General features: G+C 35.9%; 23 protein-coding genes and 1 riboswitch. Of the genes, 4 read left to right on the forward strand and 19 right to left on the reverse strand.

Going from position 1 to position 19644, the window contains the following annotated elements:
• Positions 1 to 345: 345 nt before the first annotated feature.
• From V1L66_RS11530 to V1L66_RS11555, 6 genes are all read right to left on the reverse strand, one after another.
• Positions 346 to 2202, reverse strand: a complete 1857-nt coding sequence (locus V1L66_RS11530; RefSeq protein WP_333004021.1) for an alpha/beta fold hydrolase — start codon at positions 2200 to 2202, stop codon at positions 346 to 348.
• A 58-nt stretch (positions 2203 to 2260) separates the two neighbouring features.
• Positions 2261 to 2827 (reverse strand): TetR/AcrR family transcriptional regulator, encoded by a 567-nt coding sequence (locus V1L66_RS11535; RefSeq protein ID WP_312752924.1) that lies wholly within the window; start codon positions 2825 to 2827, stop codon positions 2261 to 2263.
• A gap of 300 nt (positions 2828 to 3127) precedes the next feature.
• On the reverse strand, positions 3128 to 4072 hold the full coding sequence (locus V1L66_RS11540; RefSeq protein WP_312752916.1) for a serine hydrolase: 945 nt from the start codon (positions 4070 to 4072) through the stop codon (positions 3128 to 3130).
• 201 nt (positions 4073 to 4273) lie between these two features.
• Positions 4274 to 5035 carry a glycosyltransferase gene (locus tag V1L66_RS11545; RefSeq protein WP_333004022.1) on the reverse strand — a complete coding sequence of 254 codons (762 nt, stop codon included), beginning with the start codon at positions 5033 to 5035 and terminating at the stop codon, positions 4274 to 4276.
• Positions 5036 to 5049: 14 nt separating this feature from the next.
• Complete coding sequence (locus tag V1L66_RS11550; protein WP_115673611.1) at positions 5050 to 5604, reverse strand: GNAT family N-acetyltransferase; 555 nt, start codon at positions 5602 to 5604, stop codon at positions 5050 to 5052.
• Between the two features lie 47 nt (positions 5605 to 5651).
• Positions 5652 to 6146, reverse strand: a complete 495-nt coding sequence (locus V1L66_RS11555; RefSeq protein ID WP_016991742.1) for a DinB family protein — start codon at positions 6144 to 6146, stop codon at positions 5652 to 5654.
• 192 nt (positions 6147 to 6338) lie between these two features.
• On the opposite strand from V1L66_RS11555, the gene V1L66_RS11560 reads away from it, so the two are divergent.
• Positions 6339 to 6725, forward strand: coding sequence for a hypothetical protein (locus tag V1L66_RS11560; protein ID WP_026023331.1), 387 nt, complete (start codon positions 6339 to 6341; stop codon positions 6723 to 6725).
• Positions 6726 to 6836: 111 nt separating this feature from the next.
• On the opposite strand, the gene V1L66_RS11565 is transcribed toward V1L66_RS11560, so the two are convergent.
• Positions 6837 to 7349, reverse strand: a complete 513-nt coding sequence (locus tag V1L66_RS11565) for a hypothetical protein (protein ID WP_333004025.1) — start codon at positions 7347 to 7349, stop codon at positions 6837 to 6839.
• 391 nt (positions 7350 to 7740) lie between these two features.
• Here V1L66_RS11565 and V1L66_RS11570 point away from each other — a divergent pair, with 391 nt between their 5' ends.
• Positions 7741 to 8232 carry a PaaI family thioesterase gene (locus V1L66_RS11570; RefSeq protein WP_258859844.1) on the forward strand — a complete coding sequence of 164 codons (492 nt, stop codon included), beginning with the start codon at positions 7741 to 7743 and terminating at the stop codon, positions 8230 to 8232.
• 83 nt (positions 8233 to 8315) lie between these two features.
• Here the strand turns inward: V1L66_RS11570 and V1L66_RS11575 are convergent, their stop codons facing one another.
• The 9 genes from V1L66_RS11575 to V1L66_RS11615 all read right to left on the reverse strand — a co-directional run bounded on the left by V1L66_RS11575 (position 8316) and on the right by V1L66_RS11615 (position 15110).
• A complete protein-coding gene (locus V1L66_RS11575; RefSeq protein WP_333004026.1) occupies positions 8316 to 9164 on the reverse strand; it encodes a copper amine oxidase N-terminal domain-containing protein in 849 nt (282 codons plus the stop codon).
• 146 nt (positions 9165 to 9310) lie between these two features.
• Positions 9311 to 9748: a dUTP diphosphatase gene (gene dut / locus V1L66_RS11580; RefSeq protein WP_333004027.1), complete on the reverse strand. Its 438-nt coding sequence runs from the start codon at positions 9746 to 9748 to the stop codon at positions 9311 to 9313.
• A gap of 12 nt (positions 9749 to 9760) precedes the next feature.
• On the reverse strand, positions 9761 to 10729 hold the full coding sequence (gene nrdF, locus V1L66_RS11585) for a class 1b ribonucleoside-diphosphate reductase subunit beta (protein WP_004229921.1): 969 nt from the start codon (positions 10727 to 10729) through the stop codon (positions 9761 to 9763).
• Positions 10717 to 12810, reverse strand: a complete 2094-nt coding sequence (gene nrdE, locus V1L66_RS11590; protein WP_333004029.1) for a class 1b ribonucleoside-diphosphate reductase subunit alpha — start codon at positions 12808 to 12810, stop codon at positions 10717 to 10719. The genes nrdF and nrdE overlap by 13 nt, the downstream gene beginning before the upstream one ends.
• Complete coding sequence (gene nrdI / locus V1L66_RS11595) at positions 12807 to 13166, reverse strand: class Ib ribonucleoside-diphosphate reductase assembly flavoprotein NrdI (RefSeq protein ID WP_016991735.1); 360 nt, start codon at positions 13164 to 13166, stop codon at positions 12807 to 12809. The genes nrdE and nrdI overlap by 4 nt, the downstream gene beginning before the upstream one ends.
• Positions 13163 to 13387, reverse strand: coding sequence for a glutaredoxin (locus tag V1L66_RS11600; protein WP_333004032.1), 225 nt, complete (start codon positions 13385 to 13387; stop codon positions 13163 to 13165). Before V1L66_RS11600 ends, nrdI begins: the two co-directional genes overlap by 4 nt.
• A gap of 117 nt (positions 13388 to 13504) precedes the next feature.
• A riboswitch (cobalamin riboswitch) is annotated at positions 13505 to 13683 on the reverse strand.
• A 370-nt stretch (positions 13684 to 14053) separates the two neighbouring features.
• Positions 14054 to 14335: a hypothetical protein gene (locus V1L66_RS11605; protein ID WP_333004033.1), complete on the reverse strand. Its 282-nt coding sequence runs from the start codon at positions 14333 to 14335 to the stop codon at positions 14054 to 14056.
• A 9-nt stretch (positions 14336 to 14344) separates the two neighbouring features.
• A complete protein-coding gene (locus V1L66_RS11610) occupies positions 14345 to 14731 on the reverse strand; it encodes an SHOCT-like domain-containing protein (RefSeq protein WP_016991732.1) in 387 nt (128 codons plus the stop codon).
• 13 nt (positions 14732 to 14744) lie between these two features.
• Positions 14745 to 15110, reverse strand: a complete 366-nt coding sequence (locus V1L66_RS11615; RefSeq protein WP_333004035.1) for a DUF2089 domain-containing protein — start codon at positions 15108 to 15110, stop codon at positions 14745 to 14747.
• Positions 15111 to 15798: 688 nt separating this feature from the next.
• Here V1L66_RS11615 and V1L66_RS11620 point away from each other — a divergent pair.
• Complete coding sequence (locus V1L66_RS11620) at positions 15799 to 17280, forward strand: Lsa family ABC-F type ribosomal protection protein (RefSeq protein ID WP_333004037.1); 1482 nt, start codon at positions 15799 to 15801, stop codon at positions 17278 to 17280.
• 32 nt (positions 17281 to 17312) lie between these two features.
• Here V1L66_RS11620 and V1L66_RS11625 read toward each other — a convergent pair whose 3' ends face one another.
• Positions 17313 to 17732: a hypothetical protein gene (locus tag V1L66_RS11625; RefSeq protein WP_258859848.1), complete on the reverse strand. Its 420-nt coding sequence runs from the start codon at positions 17730 to 17732 to the stop codon at positions 17313 to 17315.
• A 90-nt stretch (positions 17733 to 17822) separates the two neighbouring features.
• Between V1L66_RS11625 and V1L66_RS11630 the strand changes: the two genes are divergently transcribed.
• The gene (locus V1L66_RS11630; RefSeq protein WP_333004038.1) at positions 17823 to 18563 is read left to right on the forward strand and encodes a DUF3888 domain-containing protein; all 741 of its coding nucleotides are present in this window, start codon (positions 17823 to 17825) and stop codon (positions 18561 to 18563) included.
• Positions 18564 to 18591: 28 nt separating this feature from the next.
• Here V1L66_RS11630 and V1L66_RS11635 read toward each other — a convergent pair whose 3' ends face one another.
• The gene (locus V1L66_RS11635) at positions 18592 to 19059 is read right to left on the reverse strand and encodes a DinB family protein (protein WP_333004039.1); all 468 of its coding nucleotides are present in this window, start codon (positions 19057 to 19059) and stop codon (positions 18592 to 18594) included.
• Positions 19060 to 19107: 48 nt separating this feature from the next.
• Positions 19108 to 19611, reverse strand: coding sequence for a GNAT family N-acetyltransferase (locus V1L66_RS11640; protein ID WP_048392764.1), 504 nt, complete (start codon positions 19609 to 19611; stop codon positions 19108 to 19110).
• Positions 19612 to 19644 lie beyond the last annotated feature (33 nt).

The following is a 19644-nucleotide window of genomic DNA, read 5'->3' on the forward strand; positions in this document are numbered from 1 at the left end:
AATGCTCATTGAAAAAGATATTAATCCTCAATCACTTCGATATCTATTAAATCGTTTTATAAAAAATATCGTAGCCTCTTTCGTCTTCCCCATACTCTAAAAAGAGATTTTCTATAAATAAAACAATATACTGCATCGGTATATCTTAGTTTCCTTTTATTAAATTTGTTCTTCTTGATTCCTCAATTCTGAAGAATAATACTAAATAACCAGTCGTCACATAAATTTCGACAACTGGTTAAGTGTATACTTTTCGAATGCAATATCAAAGGATTCGTTTTACCGAAGCAAGATCTCATCTTTTTTTGCAAATTCATTTACATGCTTTTTATTTACCCCACACGCTCATCTGTTAGTACTACTATTTGTTATTACCAAATTAGCCGTTTCACTCGGATGGTTAAGAGGAAAATGATGACCATATGGAACAAAGTCAACCTTCCCCAGATGCGTAGGAGCAGAATAGCCTCTGTCAGAATCCCCCCAAATAATGTGAAGATTAAACTTTGCTACTTCATTGAAATCACCTTGAACGTTTTTCGATAGTAAACTGTTAAGCTGAACCGTAGTATTTAAAATTCTAGGAGAAGTAAAACTTTTACTTAATTTTTCAATATAATGTTCAGGGATGCTCTCTATACTTTCAAATAAACCATTACTTAATAAATATCGCTCTATCAAATTAGTCGTTGCCAATTTCAATGTCCATTTGTTCATAAATTGAGGAACATTTATGGATTTAGCATTTTTTTTAGCAATAGGTGGCTGAAATAAAGTAATTGTATGCTTCTTATCTATGTACTTTTGTACTAATGCTTCCAAAAGAATATATGCACCAAATGAATGGCCAATTAGATGGGCACCGTTAGTAGCTTTCTCCAATAACTTTTTCACTACATTCAAATAGATATTTAAAAGATTTTTCTCTCGTTTAAAAGGCGAACGTCCCAAACCTGGAAGATCCAAGATCCATACAGGTTGACCCGTTTTTTCATGAAGCTCTTGCGCTAAAGGAAATAAATCCTCTCCATCACTCAATAAACCATGTAATAAAATAAACGGTTTTCCCTCTCCTTGTAATTGGTAAAGGGTATTGTTATCGCATAATGTTCGCTCAAATAAATGATGATGCTCAGCATTTTGATACATCAATCGATAATCCAGATCAGCTACTACGGCAGGGAAAAAGTTCATGACACTCATCTTCTTAAACCAATCTCCCCCCCTCATGGTTTTCACCGAACCATTGGAAAATGTTCTTTTTGTGATAAAATTCAGTCCATCAGAAGGAATGTTTGTTATTTTACTTACTCCACTTTTCATTATTGTTTTCATAAGCGGCATTGGAACAGAGATTTTTGGTGCCCTCATATTCATACTTTCCGACATAACACTTAATAATTCAGCAATGTTCGGATCGTTCTCTTTGTCTTCAACAAGTGTATATGTTTGAATAGCCGGCTGCTCCAATTTGAAAACCTGCACAATAAACTTCGCAAACCCATCGTTTGAAATCAGTGGCAACCTATATCCCTTACCGCCAGGAATCACTGGCATGAGCCCTCTTCGCATACTTGTCACAAGCAAACCTAATCCAGCTATCTGCTCTGTACTTCCTGTTTTACTACTACCGACCACAGTTGGCGGATTAATGACAGACAGCGGATAACCTACTGCTGATGCCTGCTGACGGATATATAGATCTGCTAAAAACTTTGTTCGCTCATATGGATTTTTTATTTTTAAAAAATTGTTTCCTTCTTTAAATACATCTATCGTAACCTTGCTATTATTATCATCAAAGGGACTCATATAGCCTACAATATGAATAAATTGTTGCAATCCCTTCAATTGATGAATATTTTTAGCGAATTCACTAATATGTTGGGCACCATTCAAAAATACGGAGGCTGCCTCTTTGCTTGTCGCTTGAATATCCATGGGGCCTCCTGCGTGAATAATCACATCCGTTTTCAATACCAACTCCTTATCTTCAGCACTTAGACCTAAGTCTATTTTCGTTAAATCACCTTCAATAAAGTGCATATTTGCCTCTTTTAAGATGCCTCTTTCTTGATAAATGCGTGTTGCTTTACTTTTCGATCTTACTAATAGAAGAATTGTAACATGCTCTTTGGCTAATTCCTTCACTAATTGCTTTCCAATAAAACCTGTTCCACCTGTTAAAAATACTTTTCTCATAAAAAGCCTCCTTGTAGTACTATTCAGTACTAATTTGATGTTAAAAAAAATGCTTCTTTTACCGAAGCAAGTTAAACAAATGATCTGCTGTTTTCATGATTACAGTTGCATCCTCCAGTGTTTCTGAAATAAATAGCGCTCCTTCAAGATTTGTAATAAAAAGAGATGCAACCTCGTCAATATTTATTGTCTTTCTAAATTCACCCTTCTCTACCCCTTGTTTAAGCAATAGAGAAACTTTTGTTTGTAAGCCTTTAAAAAAAAGACCTATTTTTTCTTTTACTTTTGTGGCATTTGTAGGACTTTGAATATAAAGCGTAATAAATGGACAGCTCCCCTTATATTCTCTCGTCTGAACTCCTTGTGTTATTTGTTTTAAAAACAGTTGGATACGATCCTCAACTAATAATTGATTTTGAGACAGTAAGTCATCCATTGCAGATTGATACATTTCAATCCAATAATCAACGACCCCTTCCAACAATTCTTCCTTATTAGAGAAGTGATAATACACATTAGACTTGGAAACTTTGCTTACACGAACTAATTCATCCATGCTTGTATAAGCAAACCCTTTTTCTAAAAATAATGTTGCAGCTACTTCAATTACACGTTTTTGATTCATTAATTTTACCTTTGTCATAATTAGTACTATATAGTACTACAATGGGTATTGCAAGTATATTGTTGAATAAAGAAATTGATCAAAAAGTATAATTGATTTTACTGTTAAAATTAACCTCATTTTGAACTAAAGTGAACAGGGTCTGCAATTTTTCACTTGTGTTTGAACGCTAGGTTCAATAAATATGTTTGTTGGAAGATTGATTCATTAATACCCTTATATTAAATATAAAAACTCCATTTTGATTGATGATGATCAAAATGGAGTGTATTTACCGTAACTTTTTATAGTCACTAGCTGTTATTCAAACAATGGCATTATATGCTTTCTAATCAATTCAACACGATCCTTGGCATGTGGCATAAAGCGCGAAGTAATCGAAATGACCATCTTCTTTTGAGGATTTATGAAAATTACATTTCCACCATCCCCCAAAGCTGCATAGCAATCATCAACGATCCACCACAAGTAACCATAGGCTAACTCTCCCCATCGACTTTTCTCTTTTGTGCTATCCTCTATCCATTTGGAAGAAATGATGTGCTGTCCGTTCCATACACCTCCATTTAAATATAATTGCCCTATTTTCGCCATATCCCGTGGCGTTAAAGTAAGTCCCCAGCCAGCTGTGTTTACTCCTTTAGGGTCTATGATCCAGCCAGTGACATATTTATCCTTCAGAAAAGCGAAATAGTCTTCTTTATTTTGTATAGTTGTATTGGAGGGAGCTTTGATTGCAAGAGGTTTAAACAAGTTTTCTGTAGCGAAATCATGGACAGATTGACCCGTGGCATTTGTAAGAACACCTGATAAAATATGTGTGCCAACGGTAGAATAGTTAAACTCCCCAATACTACCTTTGCCCCCTAGTAAATCCAATGCAGCTTTTACCCAGTCATCACTTGAATATACTTTCGTATAAGGCTCTGACTTGTATTTATAGGGTGCAGTCATTGACAACAAATTTGCTAGGGTGATGTTTTGAATGGTTTTTTCGCCACGCTTCACTGTATAATTCGGAAAAAAATCTAACACATGCTGTTCGATATTTTTTATATATCCTTTATCAATTGCCATACCAATAAGAATGGAGATGATGCTTTTAGTGACAGATGCTATATGCAAAGCATCATCTTGGGTGTACCCATGAAAGTATTTTTCATAGATTAAATGATTATCTTTTCTAATAGCGATGCCTGCTATATTGGCATACTCTTTTCCGATTAAATCTTCAAAGTTATTCATCATTCTGACTTTTTGGGTTTGACACATTGACGTCAGCTATATCAATCCCAATCCTTTCGCAAAAATGAATCATCAATATTGATGTAATAAAGAATAATTTATTATAAAAAATTATTCAATTCTTTTCTTTAATATAGCTAGAATGATTGCATCGTAACAAAAAAACGTTAATCCTTGTTCGATTAACGTTACGGTTTCTTTTTATCTATCTTCATTTTCATAATATGCTTCATTCGCATGTTTCTGATCTGTACCTTTAAGGTATGCTAGGATCATTTTAGGACGTTTAAGTAAAACCCAGTCTCCATGCTTATCAAATTTTCTGCTTGAAGTGATCATTCCATTTTGAATTGTTCCGTATTTTTTTTCGTTCTTTTTTCCCCAATCTTTTAATCGTTTAGCAAAATCGGCATCTTCTGCCATGAGCATATTTTCATTAAATCCATTAATTGCTTGAAAATCTTTTTTGTAGCACCAAAAGATGCCTACAGAAATTGCACCATATTTTAAAAATATTGGTCCGATTAATAACAAAGCTGAAACAAAAATTCCTAAGGACATTCTTTCAAACTTTCCTGTAACGCCCCCGCCAATGTACTTACCTGTGATTAAGTTCTCCACTGCCTTCGATAACACATGTTCGTTCATCTGTGTATCGGCATCAATTGTGACGATGATTTCCCCTCTTGCTATATCAACGCCAGCGTTCCTAATCTTCGAAAGGTTCTTATCGCTATTTTTTAGTAGGATACAATTATACGATTTTGCAATTTGCTCTGTTCTATCTGTACAGCGATTTAAAACAACAATAATCTCTACTTGATTTTCAAAGGATTTGGAAGCCTTTAAAATAGATTCTAAGCACTTTCCAATGTATTTTTCTTCATTATGGGCTGGTATGACTATTGAAATTTTTATATCCTCTTTCTTTTGCACTTCTAAAGAGTTCTCCATGTCGTACATACAGCTCCTCCCTTTTAAATGTCTTCTGCATTTATAAAATAAACCAGCTGATCAGTCCACTTGTTGTCCTCGTATATGAATCCTTTCCTCGTGCATTCATAAAGCATCCCAACATTTTCTGCTAATTTTATAGATGCCGTATTGTCGAGGTTTATATGAGCTTCTATTCGATGATAATTTAATTTTTCAAATGCTAGATCAATCGCTGCCTTTACAGCCTCTTTACCATAACCTTTTCTCCAAAAATGGTTATGAATGGTATACCCGAACCTAGCCCATTGAAATTCTTCCCTCATAATTGTGGAAAAGTCTACAAAACCAATATGCGTATTATCTGTTTTTCTAAATACTCCAAATACATACACCTTATCATCCTCAGCCATCTGATGATGCTTAGTAACTAAATCAATAAACCATTCTTTCGTACAGATGCTCATATCTAATTTACCTTCATCGTATTTATGCTGGGAAGGTAAACGATTTTCATATTGCGTAAGCCAAGAAGAGTAATCTCCCTCTTCCATTAATCGAATAATTAATCGTTCTGTTTTCGTCATTATCTTAGTCAATCGAACACCTCATACCTTTCTAAATAGCGATTCATGGAAGTAGTTTACTAGGCTTCTTCGTCTGCAGAGGGGCCGTAGATGCCTGGTACTGGAATATCGAGAAGTCGCAAGTATACCCCAAGCTGCGCCCGATGATGGACCATGTGGCTTAATCCGAAGGTGCGGAACGCAATTGCTCGAGGCTCCTGGCGAATAATATGGTCACCATGACGTAGTGTCCATACCTCTCCGAGCGTTTTCTCATCACATTCAGTAAGCATCATTTCCAGTTTTCTTACGTTTGTATCGAACTCATCCAGAATGTCAGCTCGCTTTTCTAATGCCTCTCGTCGTAACGGAACGGTGGAAAGATCAAAGTCTGAGTACTGTAAAATAGCCATTTGCCAGTTTAGCAGATTGATTAGGTGCGTGGCCAGACCTCCTAGTGTCATTGATTTCTCATGTGGCCTCCATGTCAAATGCTCGTCGGGCAAGCGTTCCAGTATGCGACGAGTAGAAGCCAATTCCTGTATTGTATCCCCAACAATCAATTGTTTAACCATAAAATCCCTCTCCTCCCTTTTAATCAGCATACTATAAATTCCATTCAAGGGGAAAGCTCTCAGATAAGTTTTTATTCTATGGTTAAACCTTTTTTAGACTGTTAGAATATGTAAATATTTTGAGGGTTTGCGGTTTGAAGAAGTGTTCATAAGGGAATATACTAGAATGAATAAAGAGGGGTGAAGATCAAGGTGAAAATAAAGACAATTTTGTTGTTAATGATTTGTTCTTTAGCGTTAGTTGCTTGTAACGATCAGAAAGAAGCATCAAAGGTGATAGAAATTCAAGAATTAATTAATTTCGATGAAGTACAACCCGATACTTTACAACAAATCTCTAATGCGGAAGATGTAAAAATTATAGAAAAAACATTTAAAAAAGCTAGAGAATTCGGTGAGGTTGATAACGAAATTGCTCCGCAGTATAAGATCAAACTAAACGATGATGAATACTATCTATGGATTGATAATACAAACACTGGGACAATAGCAAACGTAAACAGTAGAAATATGTTTTACAATATCCTAGCTACCGATGAATTTAAAGAGGCCATTAATTATCGAGAGCAAAATAAATGATTTTTAAATAATAGTAGCAACGATCTGTACGCAACATAGATTGTTGCTATTTTTTAGGGTATGTTTCATATTTATCTGGCTCCATGTTGCTGGAAATGTTCTATCACTTTTTCAACGGATATAGAGCCCCTCCGTATTAGCTATCTTTTCAAATAGCTCAAGATTACGCTGGCTATAGATTAAAAAGGCTAATCCATTCCCACTAAATACCATATTCTCCTCAGGTAAAATGATATGTAGATGGAGATGGTCCGAAACAGCTAATTTTATTAGTGAAATTAATATTGTGTACTCATCAATGTTTAATAAAATGCCTTCTGTAAGATCTTTAGGTATAATTTTATTCCACTCATTCTCGTAGACTTTATAATACAATGGATCCTTATATAAAGGATCTGGTATGTAATAAAATGCATAAAATTCAGATGATTTTAACCACATCAATTCAAAAAATCTCTCAAATTTTTCTAGGCTTTTCTGATAAGAATGATAATCCTGCGTTTTTTCTTGGAAATCGACCATCTCCAATTTATCGAAGAATACTTCTACTTGACTATATTTTTTATTACTTTTTATCTGATAAGGGTAAATATCGAGTATTTTAGCACTTTCATAATCATACAATTGCTCTAGTAATTCTTCTAATTTTTTACTGTCTTTATTAGTTGCTTCCTTGCAAATACAATCGATTATATTTTCTAATGATATACCTTTTGACTCCTTTATTCCTTCTTCAGCACGGTAAAAGAAAAACGTAACGACCTTAGTATACCATCTTTCCTTTGTTGCACCATGCCAGCGTTTTACAAGCTATGCAGCTTTTCCTTCTTCCTGATACCAGCCCTCCCCATCTGTCATTAATAAAACTTGTCCAACTTTATGGTCGTGCTTTTTTACATAGTTTAAATAGATGGAATATTTAGATTTTTATTGATGGAATGGAAATGATTAATTATACTTAAATGATTAACGTTCGATTAGAAACAAATAATACTAGAGTATTGGGGAGAGAAGAATGGAAGAATTAAAAGTAGAAAAAGCAATTCAAGATATTTATCCAGATGATAACGCTTGGTGTTATGGGTGTGGCCGTTTGAATGATGATGGTCATCATCTTCGCACGGGGTGGCATGGTGAAAAGACGATCACAATCTATACACCTGAATCAAAATATATGGGTATTCCAGGATTTATCTATGGTGGTTTAATTGCTTCATTAATTGATTGCCATGGAACAGGGTCGGCAGCGCTTGCCTTGCATCGTAAAAATGGACATGAAATTGGTGATGGAGCGGAGCCACCTCGATTTGTAACGGCTAACCTTAATGTAGATTTCCTCAAGCCAACACCCCAAGATGTTCCCTTAAAGGCAATTGGCACTGTTGAAGAAATTCATCCGAAGAAATGGAAAGTAGAAACTGAAGTTTACGCGCAGGATACGCTTTGTGCTCGTGGAACAGTAGTTCTTGTAGTCATGCCTAGTACTTTTCTAAATAAAAATGATTAGCATTTTTTATCCTCACTAAAATAAAGAAGAGCACATCTTATTTATAGATGTGCTCTTCTATTGTGTTTTTAATGGATTCATAATCAAGGAACTGTATTACTAATAACTGTCACAAAGCCATTTCTCGTGGCAGTTTCCATTAACGAATAAATAGAGTCACTGGCAGTTTTGTTAAACTCATACCATTGGTCAATAGCTGCATCATAAATCAACACGTCTGGCTGTCCAGTCAAAGGTTTATCTGAAGATTGCACCAACGAATAGAGATCATAACGTGCTATGCTACTACCTTCCTTGTTCAGGAAATCATATTGGCCCATTTTATAATAGCCCCCAATTACGGTGCTATGGACAGACCATGTGTAATCGTTAGGCTGTTTTATCTTAGTGCCCATATTTTTAGTAAATATACGGTGCATTTCTTCCATATAGGCATTGCCATTGATTTGCTCGACTACTCCCCCCATTGTCATATGGTATTCATGAAGTAATGCTTTCACTTCCATATTCTTAATTATCAATGGCTCTGTATCGATTGAGATCGTAAAATGATCGTAATGCACTTTACAGCCAAAGGTTTCTGCTAGAAAACGTAATGGCACAATGGTGCGTCCATTCTTTAGGTATGGCTTCGCATCCAATAAAACCGTTTTTCCATTTATTGCGGCTTTACTACTGTTCAACTTTAAACTGACTTTCATCTCACTTTTCGTCAGTATCACTTGCCCATCCGACCAATGCACCTTAGCCCCTAAATTTTCACTAATCACGCGTAAGGGTACCATTGTTCGATTGTTTTTTATTTCGGGCTTCACATCCGTTTGTACTGTCATACCGTCCACTTTTAGTTGACTACTAGCTGCTACAGCAGTTGTGATAGATGTAAGAATGACAATCAACATAAGGAAAATACCTGAACATATTTTTTTCATGATTATTTAGCTCCTTTAATTCGCTATCATTACTTCATTCCATATGAACCCTATTATTTCCTTCTGCTTTTAGCAACTGTAACAAAAAAATCCTGCATTTTCGCAGGATTTTTAAGTAAACTTTATGCGGTTTATATAGAGGTACGCTATTTCGTACCACTTGCACCAAATCCAGATTCTCCACGGACCGTTTGAGATAATTCATCTACTTCCACTAATTGAATAGAAGGAACAAATTGTATAACCATTTGAGCAATGCGCATTGATTTTTCTACGATAAACGGTTCTTGACCATGGTTGATTAAAATAACACCGATTTCGCCTCTATAGCCTTCATCTATAGTGCCTGGGCTATTCAGTACGGTTACACTATGCTTTAATGCTAGTCCACTTCTTGGTCGAATTTGGGCTTCCGTTCCCTTAGGTAATTCAATCTGAATACCTGTCTTAATGAGTTTGGCTACGCCTGCTGGGATTTCTACTGCTTCTATGGAATAGAGGTCCATGCCTGCATCACCAGGGTTGGCTTGTATCGGTAGCATGGCATCAGCGTGAATTTTTTTAATTTTTACTTCTAGATTCATTGTTCTTCATCCTTAACGATTAAAATTGAATGTGTCATCTGTGATCGGCGCAACTTTTGCCTTGGCATAGGTAGCACCCTTTTGTGAAAAGAAATCATATGTGGAGCCTTCATTACGAATCCCATTCATCACAATTGGATTGACTTCCTCTTCTGGGAACATGGCTTCAAAGCCGACATTCATTAAAGCTTTATTTGCATTATAACGTACATATGCGCGCACTTCAGGTGATAATCCTGTTTCCGCATAAATATCATCTGTATACTTCATTTCATTTTGATATAAATCTAATAATAGCTCATAGCCCCATAAATGTAGCTCTTCTTGCTTTTCCTTTGAAAATTGCTTGAATAAATTTTGAGCAAAAAATCCAACTGCTACCCCATGGATAGATTCATCGCGCAAGATGAGTGAAATAATTTCTGCACTATTTCGTAGGAAGCCTTGTCCTCCTAAGTAGAGTGGATAGAAAAAGCCAGAATAAAACAGGAAAGATTCAAGCATAACGGATGAGAACATCGCTTTCCATAAGCTCTCTGGATTGCCTTCTTCAATACTATTATAAATGTCTGCTATTTTATTGGCCTTATATTGTAGAAATTCATTTTTCTTGACCCATTCAAATAGCTCGTCGATTTCTTCGTTTGTACAAAGCGTTGTGAAAATATAAGAATAGGACTTGGCATGTATGGCCTCGAATGCATCAAAAACGGTTAGGACAGCCTTTTCCTGTAAATCGTCTGTATAAGCGGCAACACGATTCATCCCGATATTTGTTTGTACAGTATCCAGTAAGGTTAATCCTGCAAATACTTTTTTATATGTGTCCTGATGCTCAAAGCTTTTCCATTGTTTAATATCTTTACTAACCGCAATTTCTTCAGGAAACCAAATTTGCTTCCATTGCTGGTCCCAAAATATTTGGGCAAGCTCACTTGTTGCCTTATTCCAATTGACTGCCTCATAAATTATATTTGACATGCTACACACTCCTCTAAGCTTTGTAATCGTTGACGAACATAGTAAACAGACTTAATGCCCTTTATCCACGCATAAATGTATACTTTAGCCAATTGTTCGGTTGTCCAATTGTCCGTTACATAAAGCGTCATGGAAATACCTTGGTCAACGTGCTTTTGAGAAGCTGCATATAAATCAATTAAATCATACGGATTTACATCATACGCCTCCACATATAAATGACTATTGTCATTTGTTAAATGAGGCATTGGATAAATGGTTCTACTATCGGCATAATCACGAACCTCTACACGCTCTGTGCATGGAGCGATTGAAGCCGTACAGCTACGAATATATGAAATACTGCCAGTTGGGGCAATAGCCAAACGATAGGAATGGAATAGACCGTATTGCATTACATCCTGCTTTAACGTTTCCCACATCTTGTTCGTAATGATTGGTATATTGCCAAGCGCCTTCAATACAACAGGTGATAGTTCTTCGTCAATTTTATTGATATATTGGTCAAAATAGCTACCTGATGCATAATCACTGTCCTCAAATCGGTAGAAGGTTGCAGCTTTTTCTTTCGCCATTTCCATCGAAGATTTCAAAGAATAATAGTTCATCGCTTCCATAAAGTGATCCATGAAATCAATCGAATCTTTTGAGCCGTACAGGATGCCCTCCGTCACGAGATGCCCATGGAGGTTCATACAGCCAAGCCCTACAGAATGCATTAATTGGTTGGCTTTTGCAACAGACGGTACATTTTTAATATGTGTCATTTGCGATACATTTGTTAATAGGTGCATCGCTGTATCGACTAATGCGCCGAAATCCTTCACTTTACTTGCTGCATGGATATCGATGGAACCTAAGTTACACGATACATCTAATCCATAGTCGTTTGGTTGATCCTGGTCCGTAATGATACTTGTCTCTTGTACTTGTAAGATTTCTGTACATAAATTGGACATTTTGACACGTCCAATATTTTTTAAAGGATGTACCTTATTGACATTATCATCAAAGATTTCAAACGGATAGCCTGATTCAAATTGTGCTTTTTTCACCTCTGTGTAAAGCTTACGTGCATTTAAACGTTTAATTTTACGAATTTTAGGGTTATCAAGTAGCTCGTAGTACATGTCTGAAATGGAAATCTCAGACATCCGTTTGCCATATTCTTTAAAAATATCGTATGGGCTAAACAAAACAATATCCTTATCACGTTTCATCAGTTCGAAGAAAATACTTGGTATAATAATTCCTGTTGAAAGTGTAGCAAGACGAATTTTATCATCCGCATTTGGTTTTTTTGATGAAATGAAATTTTCTATGTCTGCATGGAAAATATTTAGATAGACAACACCTGAGCCATTTCGTTGCCCTAGCTGATTCGAATAACTGAAAGAATTTTCTAACAGTTTTGCTACTGGGATGACACCACTTGCACGATTTAATATCTCTTTAATTGGATCACCTAAAGGGCGTAAATCTGTTAGGTTGACCCCAACCCCACCACCAAGGCGTGATAGCTCTAAACAATAGCCAATATTTTCGGCAATACTATTCATGGAGTCATCCATTGATAATTTAAAGCAGCTAACTAATTCACCACGTGCTTTCTTGCCACTATTTAAAGCAGTTGGTGTTGCTGGCTGATAAGCTTCCATCATCGCTTCGACAGAGCGTTCTGCTAGAGCTGTATTTCCTTGAGCCAAATACAAAGCGATAATGACTATACGATCCTCATATTTTTCTAAGATCTCTTCCCCATCACGACTTTTCATAGCATAGCTATCATAAAATTTACTTGCGCTCATAAAGGATGGAAAGCGGAAATTATAATCATAGGCTTTTTTGTACAACTTCTTTATAAATTCCATCTCGTACATGTCGATAAATGCTTTCTCATAGTAGCCCTCATCAACTAAATAGCGGATTTTTTCCTCAATATCTATAAAATAACGCAAACGTACGTTAACATACTCTAAAAAGTAGCGGCGCGTAGCTTCGCGGTCCTTTTCTAACTCAAGTAATCCAGTTGTACTATAACGATTCAGTACGTCATTATTAAGCTTTAAATAGGTTTTCATCCCATTACCCTCGTTTCATAAAACGTTTGTATTGCTTCGTAATCCGTTTGATTACCTCGTAAATCTAATTTCCTTACTAGGGGTACATGATACGTAGCAGCGATTTTCTCACCAGCAGCGCCAAATACATGATGACCGAAGTTACTATTCCCACTGGCAACTACTCCTTTACAAAAATCCCTGTTTTTTTCTAAAAAACGTTGTACCTTTGCTGGAATGTCACCTAAACCATCTGTGTAGGTAATTAAAAGATAGGGCTTGTTCAATCGCAATTCCTCGGAGAGCTCGATACATTCTGCCTTTAATTTGGATACAACATTGCGCACATTGCCAGTACGACTAGCGAATACGATCATAGGGCAATCAACTCAATTTGAGAAACAATTTCCTGAACATCTCCTATAAAAGTTCCATTCATCTCTAAAACAGGCACACTTAAAAAACCTGCGTCAATAATCGTTTGCTTTGCTTGTTCATCGTGATCGATGTTAACAATTTCAGCTTCAAGTCCTGCACGTTGTAGTTCAGATTTTACCCATAGGCATTTTGGACAAATTGTTTTCGTATAAAGTTTCATAGAAATCCCTCTTTTCATAAAATAAAAAAGCCTATCTCCTCTAAAGAGATAGGCTAAATGGAAACGTTAACATACCAAAAATACTGACGTTCCCATCTCTTAATCCCCGAAGAAATGATAAATTTGTTTTATAAAGGCAGGTCTCCTGGCTTTGCTTCATTCTCTGATTCCCTTCCCATGCAAATGCACAGTGGTTGCAATCATCGTCAGCTTCACAGTTGCGGGGACAGCGTCGGAATTGTACCGAACTTCCCTTTTAAACTACATGTAGTAGTACCTTTGTAAAACGAACACAATATATAGTTGTTGTTCAATAGTTTTAAGTGTACCATCCTTCAAATGAAAAGTAAATCAAGATTCTAAACTTCTTTATTTTTGGATTATTCAGTATTTTTAATTATGTAGTTCCAAATAGATTACCACTAATCACTTATACCCAAATCAAAAATCTATTTTTAACGATGTACGTGATTTTCTATTAAAATGGATCTAGAATTCTAATTTGAGTTTAAAGAAATCTTCTATTTTATGTACCATTGAAAAATAGTTGTCTCTATCGTAAGTCCTGAAATAATGATCATCTCTTCCCCATTTCAAATGATGCTCATTAAATTAATAAAGAGCATGCTTTTATCATAACATGCTCTACTCACTCTATCTTGGGTATTATAGTCTAACCTTAACCTCAGTCCCGTCATGAGCTTTGACATCGACTAGCACAAGTCCTTTGTAATTTTTTAGTTCCTTGATAATCGGCTTTAGCATTTCTTTGTCGATGAGCGGAAAGGTAAAGTCTATTTTCTTTCGATCGAAGTATGCCTTTGTCCACTTATTGGCTTGCTGCTGAATCCATTTAGAAGTTAAAATGGAGAGGACAATGGTTACCACAGTATAGGGAACTGGGACGGTAAAGCGAACGTCTTTTGCTTTCACTTTTACATGCATCATTCGTCGCCTCTACTCAATGAAGACTGCAACGGAATCCCCGTTTGCTGATTTTATATCTACAATTTGTCCATCTAATTCATTTTCAATCGCTTCAAGAAGAAGATTGATGTCGATATCTTTTACGTATTTTTCTGATTGTGGAATACTCGCAGCGATGCTGTGTCCTGCCATGAGTACGGCTTTGACAAGTTTAATTGGCAAATTTACCGTGACATTATCATTTTCAGTGGATACTACACGGACCTTTAACGTTTTATCTAAATACTTTGTTTTTTCCACAAATTTATTCTCTGATTCTTCTTTCTGTTGTAGCACTTGAATCAGTTCTGATCCTTTATCCGCATCAATTTTTCCCTCTTGAATCATAGTTAACACTTTTGTAATTTCCTCTTTCATGGTTCGTTCCTCCCTATTCGTCTTTTAAGAGCTTTATGGCTTCATCTGTTGTGATTTCGCCATTTTCCAGCATGCTTACAATTTTTTTCTCGTCTACTGTATTTTTCTTCTTTTCAGCATAGCCAAGGGATGAAATAATATCGTTTAGCTTGCCACGGACTGTGGGATACGAAACTCCCAGTTCCTTTTCAACCTCTTTAATATTCCCTCGACAGGTTAAAAATACTTCCACAAAATGAAGCTGATCCTTTGATAAAGAAGCTAGCTTCGACAATTCAAACTCATTTTCAATGGTCGTGTGACAATGAGAACACTGTAACTTGGTAATTTTCAATGTTTTACTGCAAACAGGGCAATTTGTGATTACTTGATAAGCCATAGTGAACTCCTTCCTTTAAGTTAAGTTGATTATATAACAAAGAAATTAAAGATGTAAATAACAAAAATTAATAATTTTAATTAAAAAATAAATAAAATTAATTATTTAATTAAAAATGTTAATTAATCATTGCTGTATTGCTTGTCCTAAGCAATCCTTGCACAGTCAGCTTTACTCTATGTATGTGTTTCTATTTCTACTTCTACTTGTAGCTAGCGACATCAGTTAGATGAAAATAAGGTTACATTGTATTCTGTAAAAAAATTTGTTACTATAAAAAGACAATTATGAGAGGACTGATGAATGGACAATGAAGAACTAAACTATATTTTTATTTGAATTGAATGATTTCAAACACAAAATATAGGGTTAGTCTATCCATTTTTAACAATCAGTTTGCATTTTATTTGTCATGATACAAATGGCAAATCGAATTTATGTAGTGAAAGACTAATCCTTCCAATGCACAATTGGAGGGATTTTTTCTTGCTTTCATAGTTGATGTTGTACCTTTCATTTACTCATAAAGGAGAGGAAAAATATGAGCGATTCAGAAACTATTGTGACGCATGTAACACTCCGTATAAGTCGTTAATATCCATCTGCTTATACGGAGAAATAAAACATAGATGGATAGACCGACTTTGTATGAAAAGTAAAACTGTTGCAATACAAAGGAGGAATTATCATGTCCATGATACAAGTACAAAACCTAACTTTTTCTTATCCAAGCAGCTTTGACAATATTTTTGAGAATGTCAACTTTCAAATCGATACGGATTGGAAACTTGGATTTATCGGTAGAAACGGACGAGGTAAAACAACATTCTTTCAGTTGTTATTAGGAAATTATGAGTATAGCGGAAAAATCATCTCTTCTGTAGACTTCACTTATTTCCCCTATCCAGTTTCTGATCCAAATAAATATACCCATGAAATATTTGAGGAAATTTGTCCTCAGGCAGAAGATTGGGAATGTCTACGTGAAATAGCTTACCTACATGTAGATGCGGTGGTCATGTATCGTCCTTTTAAAACATTATCCAATGGCGAACAAACAAAGGTGCTGCTTGCTGCGTTGTTTTTGACAGAGGGTCAATTTTTATTAATTGATGAACCAACCAATCACCTAGACACGGATGCAAGAAAGACGGTTTCCGATTATCTTCGCAGGAAAAAAGGATTTATTTTAATTTCACATGACAGAAGCTTTTTAGATGGCTGTGTTGACCATATCCTATCGATTAATAGAGCCAATATTGACGTTCAAAGTGGAAATTATTCTTCTTGGAAGTTAAATTTTGATCGTCAGCAGGAACACGAAGAAGTAACCAATCAGCGACTGCAAAAAGATATCGACCGCTTAATACAATCCTCAAAGCGTTCGGCAGGTTGGTCTAATCAAGTGGAATCCTCTAAAAACGGGACAACCAATTCAGGTTCCAAGCTGGATAAAGGCTTTGTTGGGCATAAAGCAGCCAAGATGATGAAACGAGCAAAGAATCTGGAATCCAGACAACAAAGAGCTATTGAGGAAAAATCAAAGCTGCTAAAAAATGTTGAAAAAACGGAGTCATTGAAAGTAGAGCCATTGGCATGTTCATCTAAAGAAATGGTTGCTGTAACGGATTTATCGATTCAGTATGCTGACCATATCGTGAATAGGCCTATTAGCTTCAACGTGGAACAAGGTGATCGCATTGTTTTAGATGGCAAAAATGGAAGCGGAAAAAGTAGTATTTTAAAACTTATTCTCGGGAAGCCCATCCAACATACAGGCTCCATAAAGTTAGCTTCTGGTCTAGTCATTTCCTATGTTCAACAGGATACTTCCAATTTAAAGGGATTGCTTTCGGAATTTATTGAAGAGCATGGTATTGATGAGACGTTATTTAAATCAATCCTGCGCAAAATGGATTTTGAGCGAATTCAATTTGAGAAGGATATCTCTCATTATTCTGGTGGGCAAAAGAAAAAGCTGCTCATTGCTAAAAGCTTGTGTGAGAAAGCACATTTATATATTTGGGATGAACCACTCAATTTTATTGATATCTATTCACGCATGCAGATTGAAGAGCTCATAAAAAGCTCACATCTCACAATGGTGATAGTTGAGCATGATCAGGCATTTCAACAAACTGTGGCTACCAAAACGATAGCGATGTTGTAAAGAGAAGAATCCATTTTATGGATTCTTCTTTTTTAATGATATTGAAACCAAGGGACCCATTTATTATTTGTCTCTTTCACGATATATAGCTCACCCAGTGATGCACTTTGCGCTGGCAGTAATCTTGGGAACCTTAATCGAACAAACCAGGAGTGATTCGCCACATTTTTTCCACAAAAGTTTATCGCCATTTTATAGTAATTCTCCTCCATGCCAGTTAATATTGGCATGGGCTTTATGACCTCAATTTGCCACTCCTGATAATCAGGGCTTGAGCCGTATACTTTTGGAATAATGTCAGCTAATGCTTGAATAAGCTCACCTTTGTCTTTCTCCGTTGTTTTCATCAATACATCTGGATTTGGACATATTAAGCCTTCAGGTTCTGATCCCAAAGTAGCTGCTGGAAATAACAAAAGCATACATAAAAAAGGCATTATTATTTTTCCCATTGTTCAACTCCCTTTCTTTAAACATGCTCGATAATTTGCTGTGATTGGTGCACCATATAAAGTATCATCCTGCAGAAAGGTCACGATTCCATGAAAAAATTTGCTTATGTTTTAATGGCTATCTTAACTATATTGATTCTGCCATGTAAGATTTATGCGCAAAGTGAACAAACTGATGATCAACTAATCAGGGACACATTCATTACAATCCTTAATCCATTTATCGAAAAGGAAATTGATCATTACTACGGATATCCTAAGCAGTATGGCTTGTATGATGTGAAAATTTTAAAGATTGTCAAAGAAAGTCAGTTTAGCTTTAAAGTTAGCGTGGAAGTTACCACCTTTGAGCATGCACATTCCCCGCCTTATAGTAAGGAAATCATTACATTTGAAATCAGTCCAAGTGGGGTCAGCACAATTCGCTATATACATGAGGCGGATGATGTAGAAAAAGCAATAGACGCATTCTATAGGGCAACACTGTTAGATATACAGCAGAGTTTTAAGCTGGACTTATCATCGTATACTTCCTACCGATACGATCAATTACAATATCAAGCTGAAATAAATCATGATATGAAACCCCTTGCTACGATTGCAGAGGAAATAGTGACCACCATTTTATTTCCTGAGCGAAAGATACCATACAAAAATGTCATAGATCCTGTCACCTACATCAAGGGTGATACAGGCTATATGCTCTTTAAAAGGGCGGATGGTACAAATGTAAGCTATCAACTGCAAAAGAAAGACGGCACATGGATCGTAACAGATAAAGCAAGTAAGCCAGGTAGGAAAATGGAGGATCTGTTGCCTTGGTATATATAGAAAAAATGAAGCCAACTGATTTCATCAGTTAGGCTTCATTCTTTAAGAGTATTTGCATCATACTTTTTATAATGCCCATGTGTAGACTTTCATGGTTCATATGAAAGACAACCATATCCCCCAATGTTTTCATACCTAAAAAAGGCTCTTTTAGCGGTTCATGTAAATGTCCCGCACAAGCTTGTTCAATAAGTATAGGTTGTTCCTCTAGGAGCTTAATGATTTGATCCATTGTTGGCGGTTGCTCAGTCCAGTTATCCGGATTACTGCCACTAGGAAACATGACATGATAGGATAGGGGCAAATGCCTTTCTTGTGTAACAGCTGGAAAAATGGTGTGATCCCAACCAACTAATAGATGACCAGCATTCCAACGAATAGTGTTTTTATGTCCAATGGGTATCTGATCAACAATATTCTCAGGGATTGTACGTAGAAATTCAACAGTCCAATTACGCCACATTTTCATTTGCATAAATAATTGCGCTTCGTTCATATACTAGCTCCCTTTCTACACGTTTTAAGTTATATTCAATACCATGGATTAAATTAATTTATAGTAAATTACGGTTGCTTCTAATTCTCCATCTGGTGAAATAGTATATTGCGGAATTTTCCCTACTTCTTGATAATCTAATGATTTATATAATTTATTAGAAGGATCCCCTTCTCTCGTATCTAAAACTAGCAAGGAGCGGTTTTCTTGTTTTGCTCGTTCCTCTGCTTGTTGCATCAGCGCTCGTCCAATACCGTTGCGTCTAAAGTTGGGATGTGTCATTAACTTGCAAATTTCAGCACGATGAATGCCATTTGGTTTGCTAGTTAAATGCAATTGAATACTACCTGCAATTTCATTATTTATTTTCGCAATGAACAGTAAGACATCTGACGCTAAGACAGATTGCCAATATTTTATCGCTTGTTCTTGTGTGAGTGGAGGTAAAAAACCTACGGATGCTCCTTCATCTACGACCATAATCAATAATTCAGTAAGCCTCTCCAAATCTTGCTCAATATGGTGAAGCTCAATTATTTCAATCTTTTGCATGCCGAAAGCATCTCCTTTTTATAAAATTATTAC

Origin of the sequence: Lysinibacillus sp. IITD104 (genome assembly GCF_036698265.2) — a bacterium.
GTDB classification, from domain to species: Bacteria; Bacillota; Bacilli; order Bacillales_A; family Planococcaceae; genus Lysinibacillus; species Lysinibacillus boronitolerans.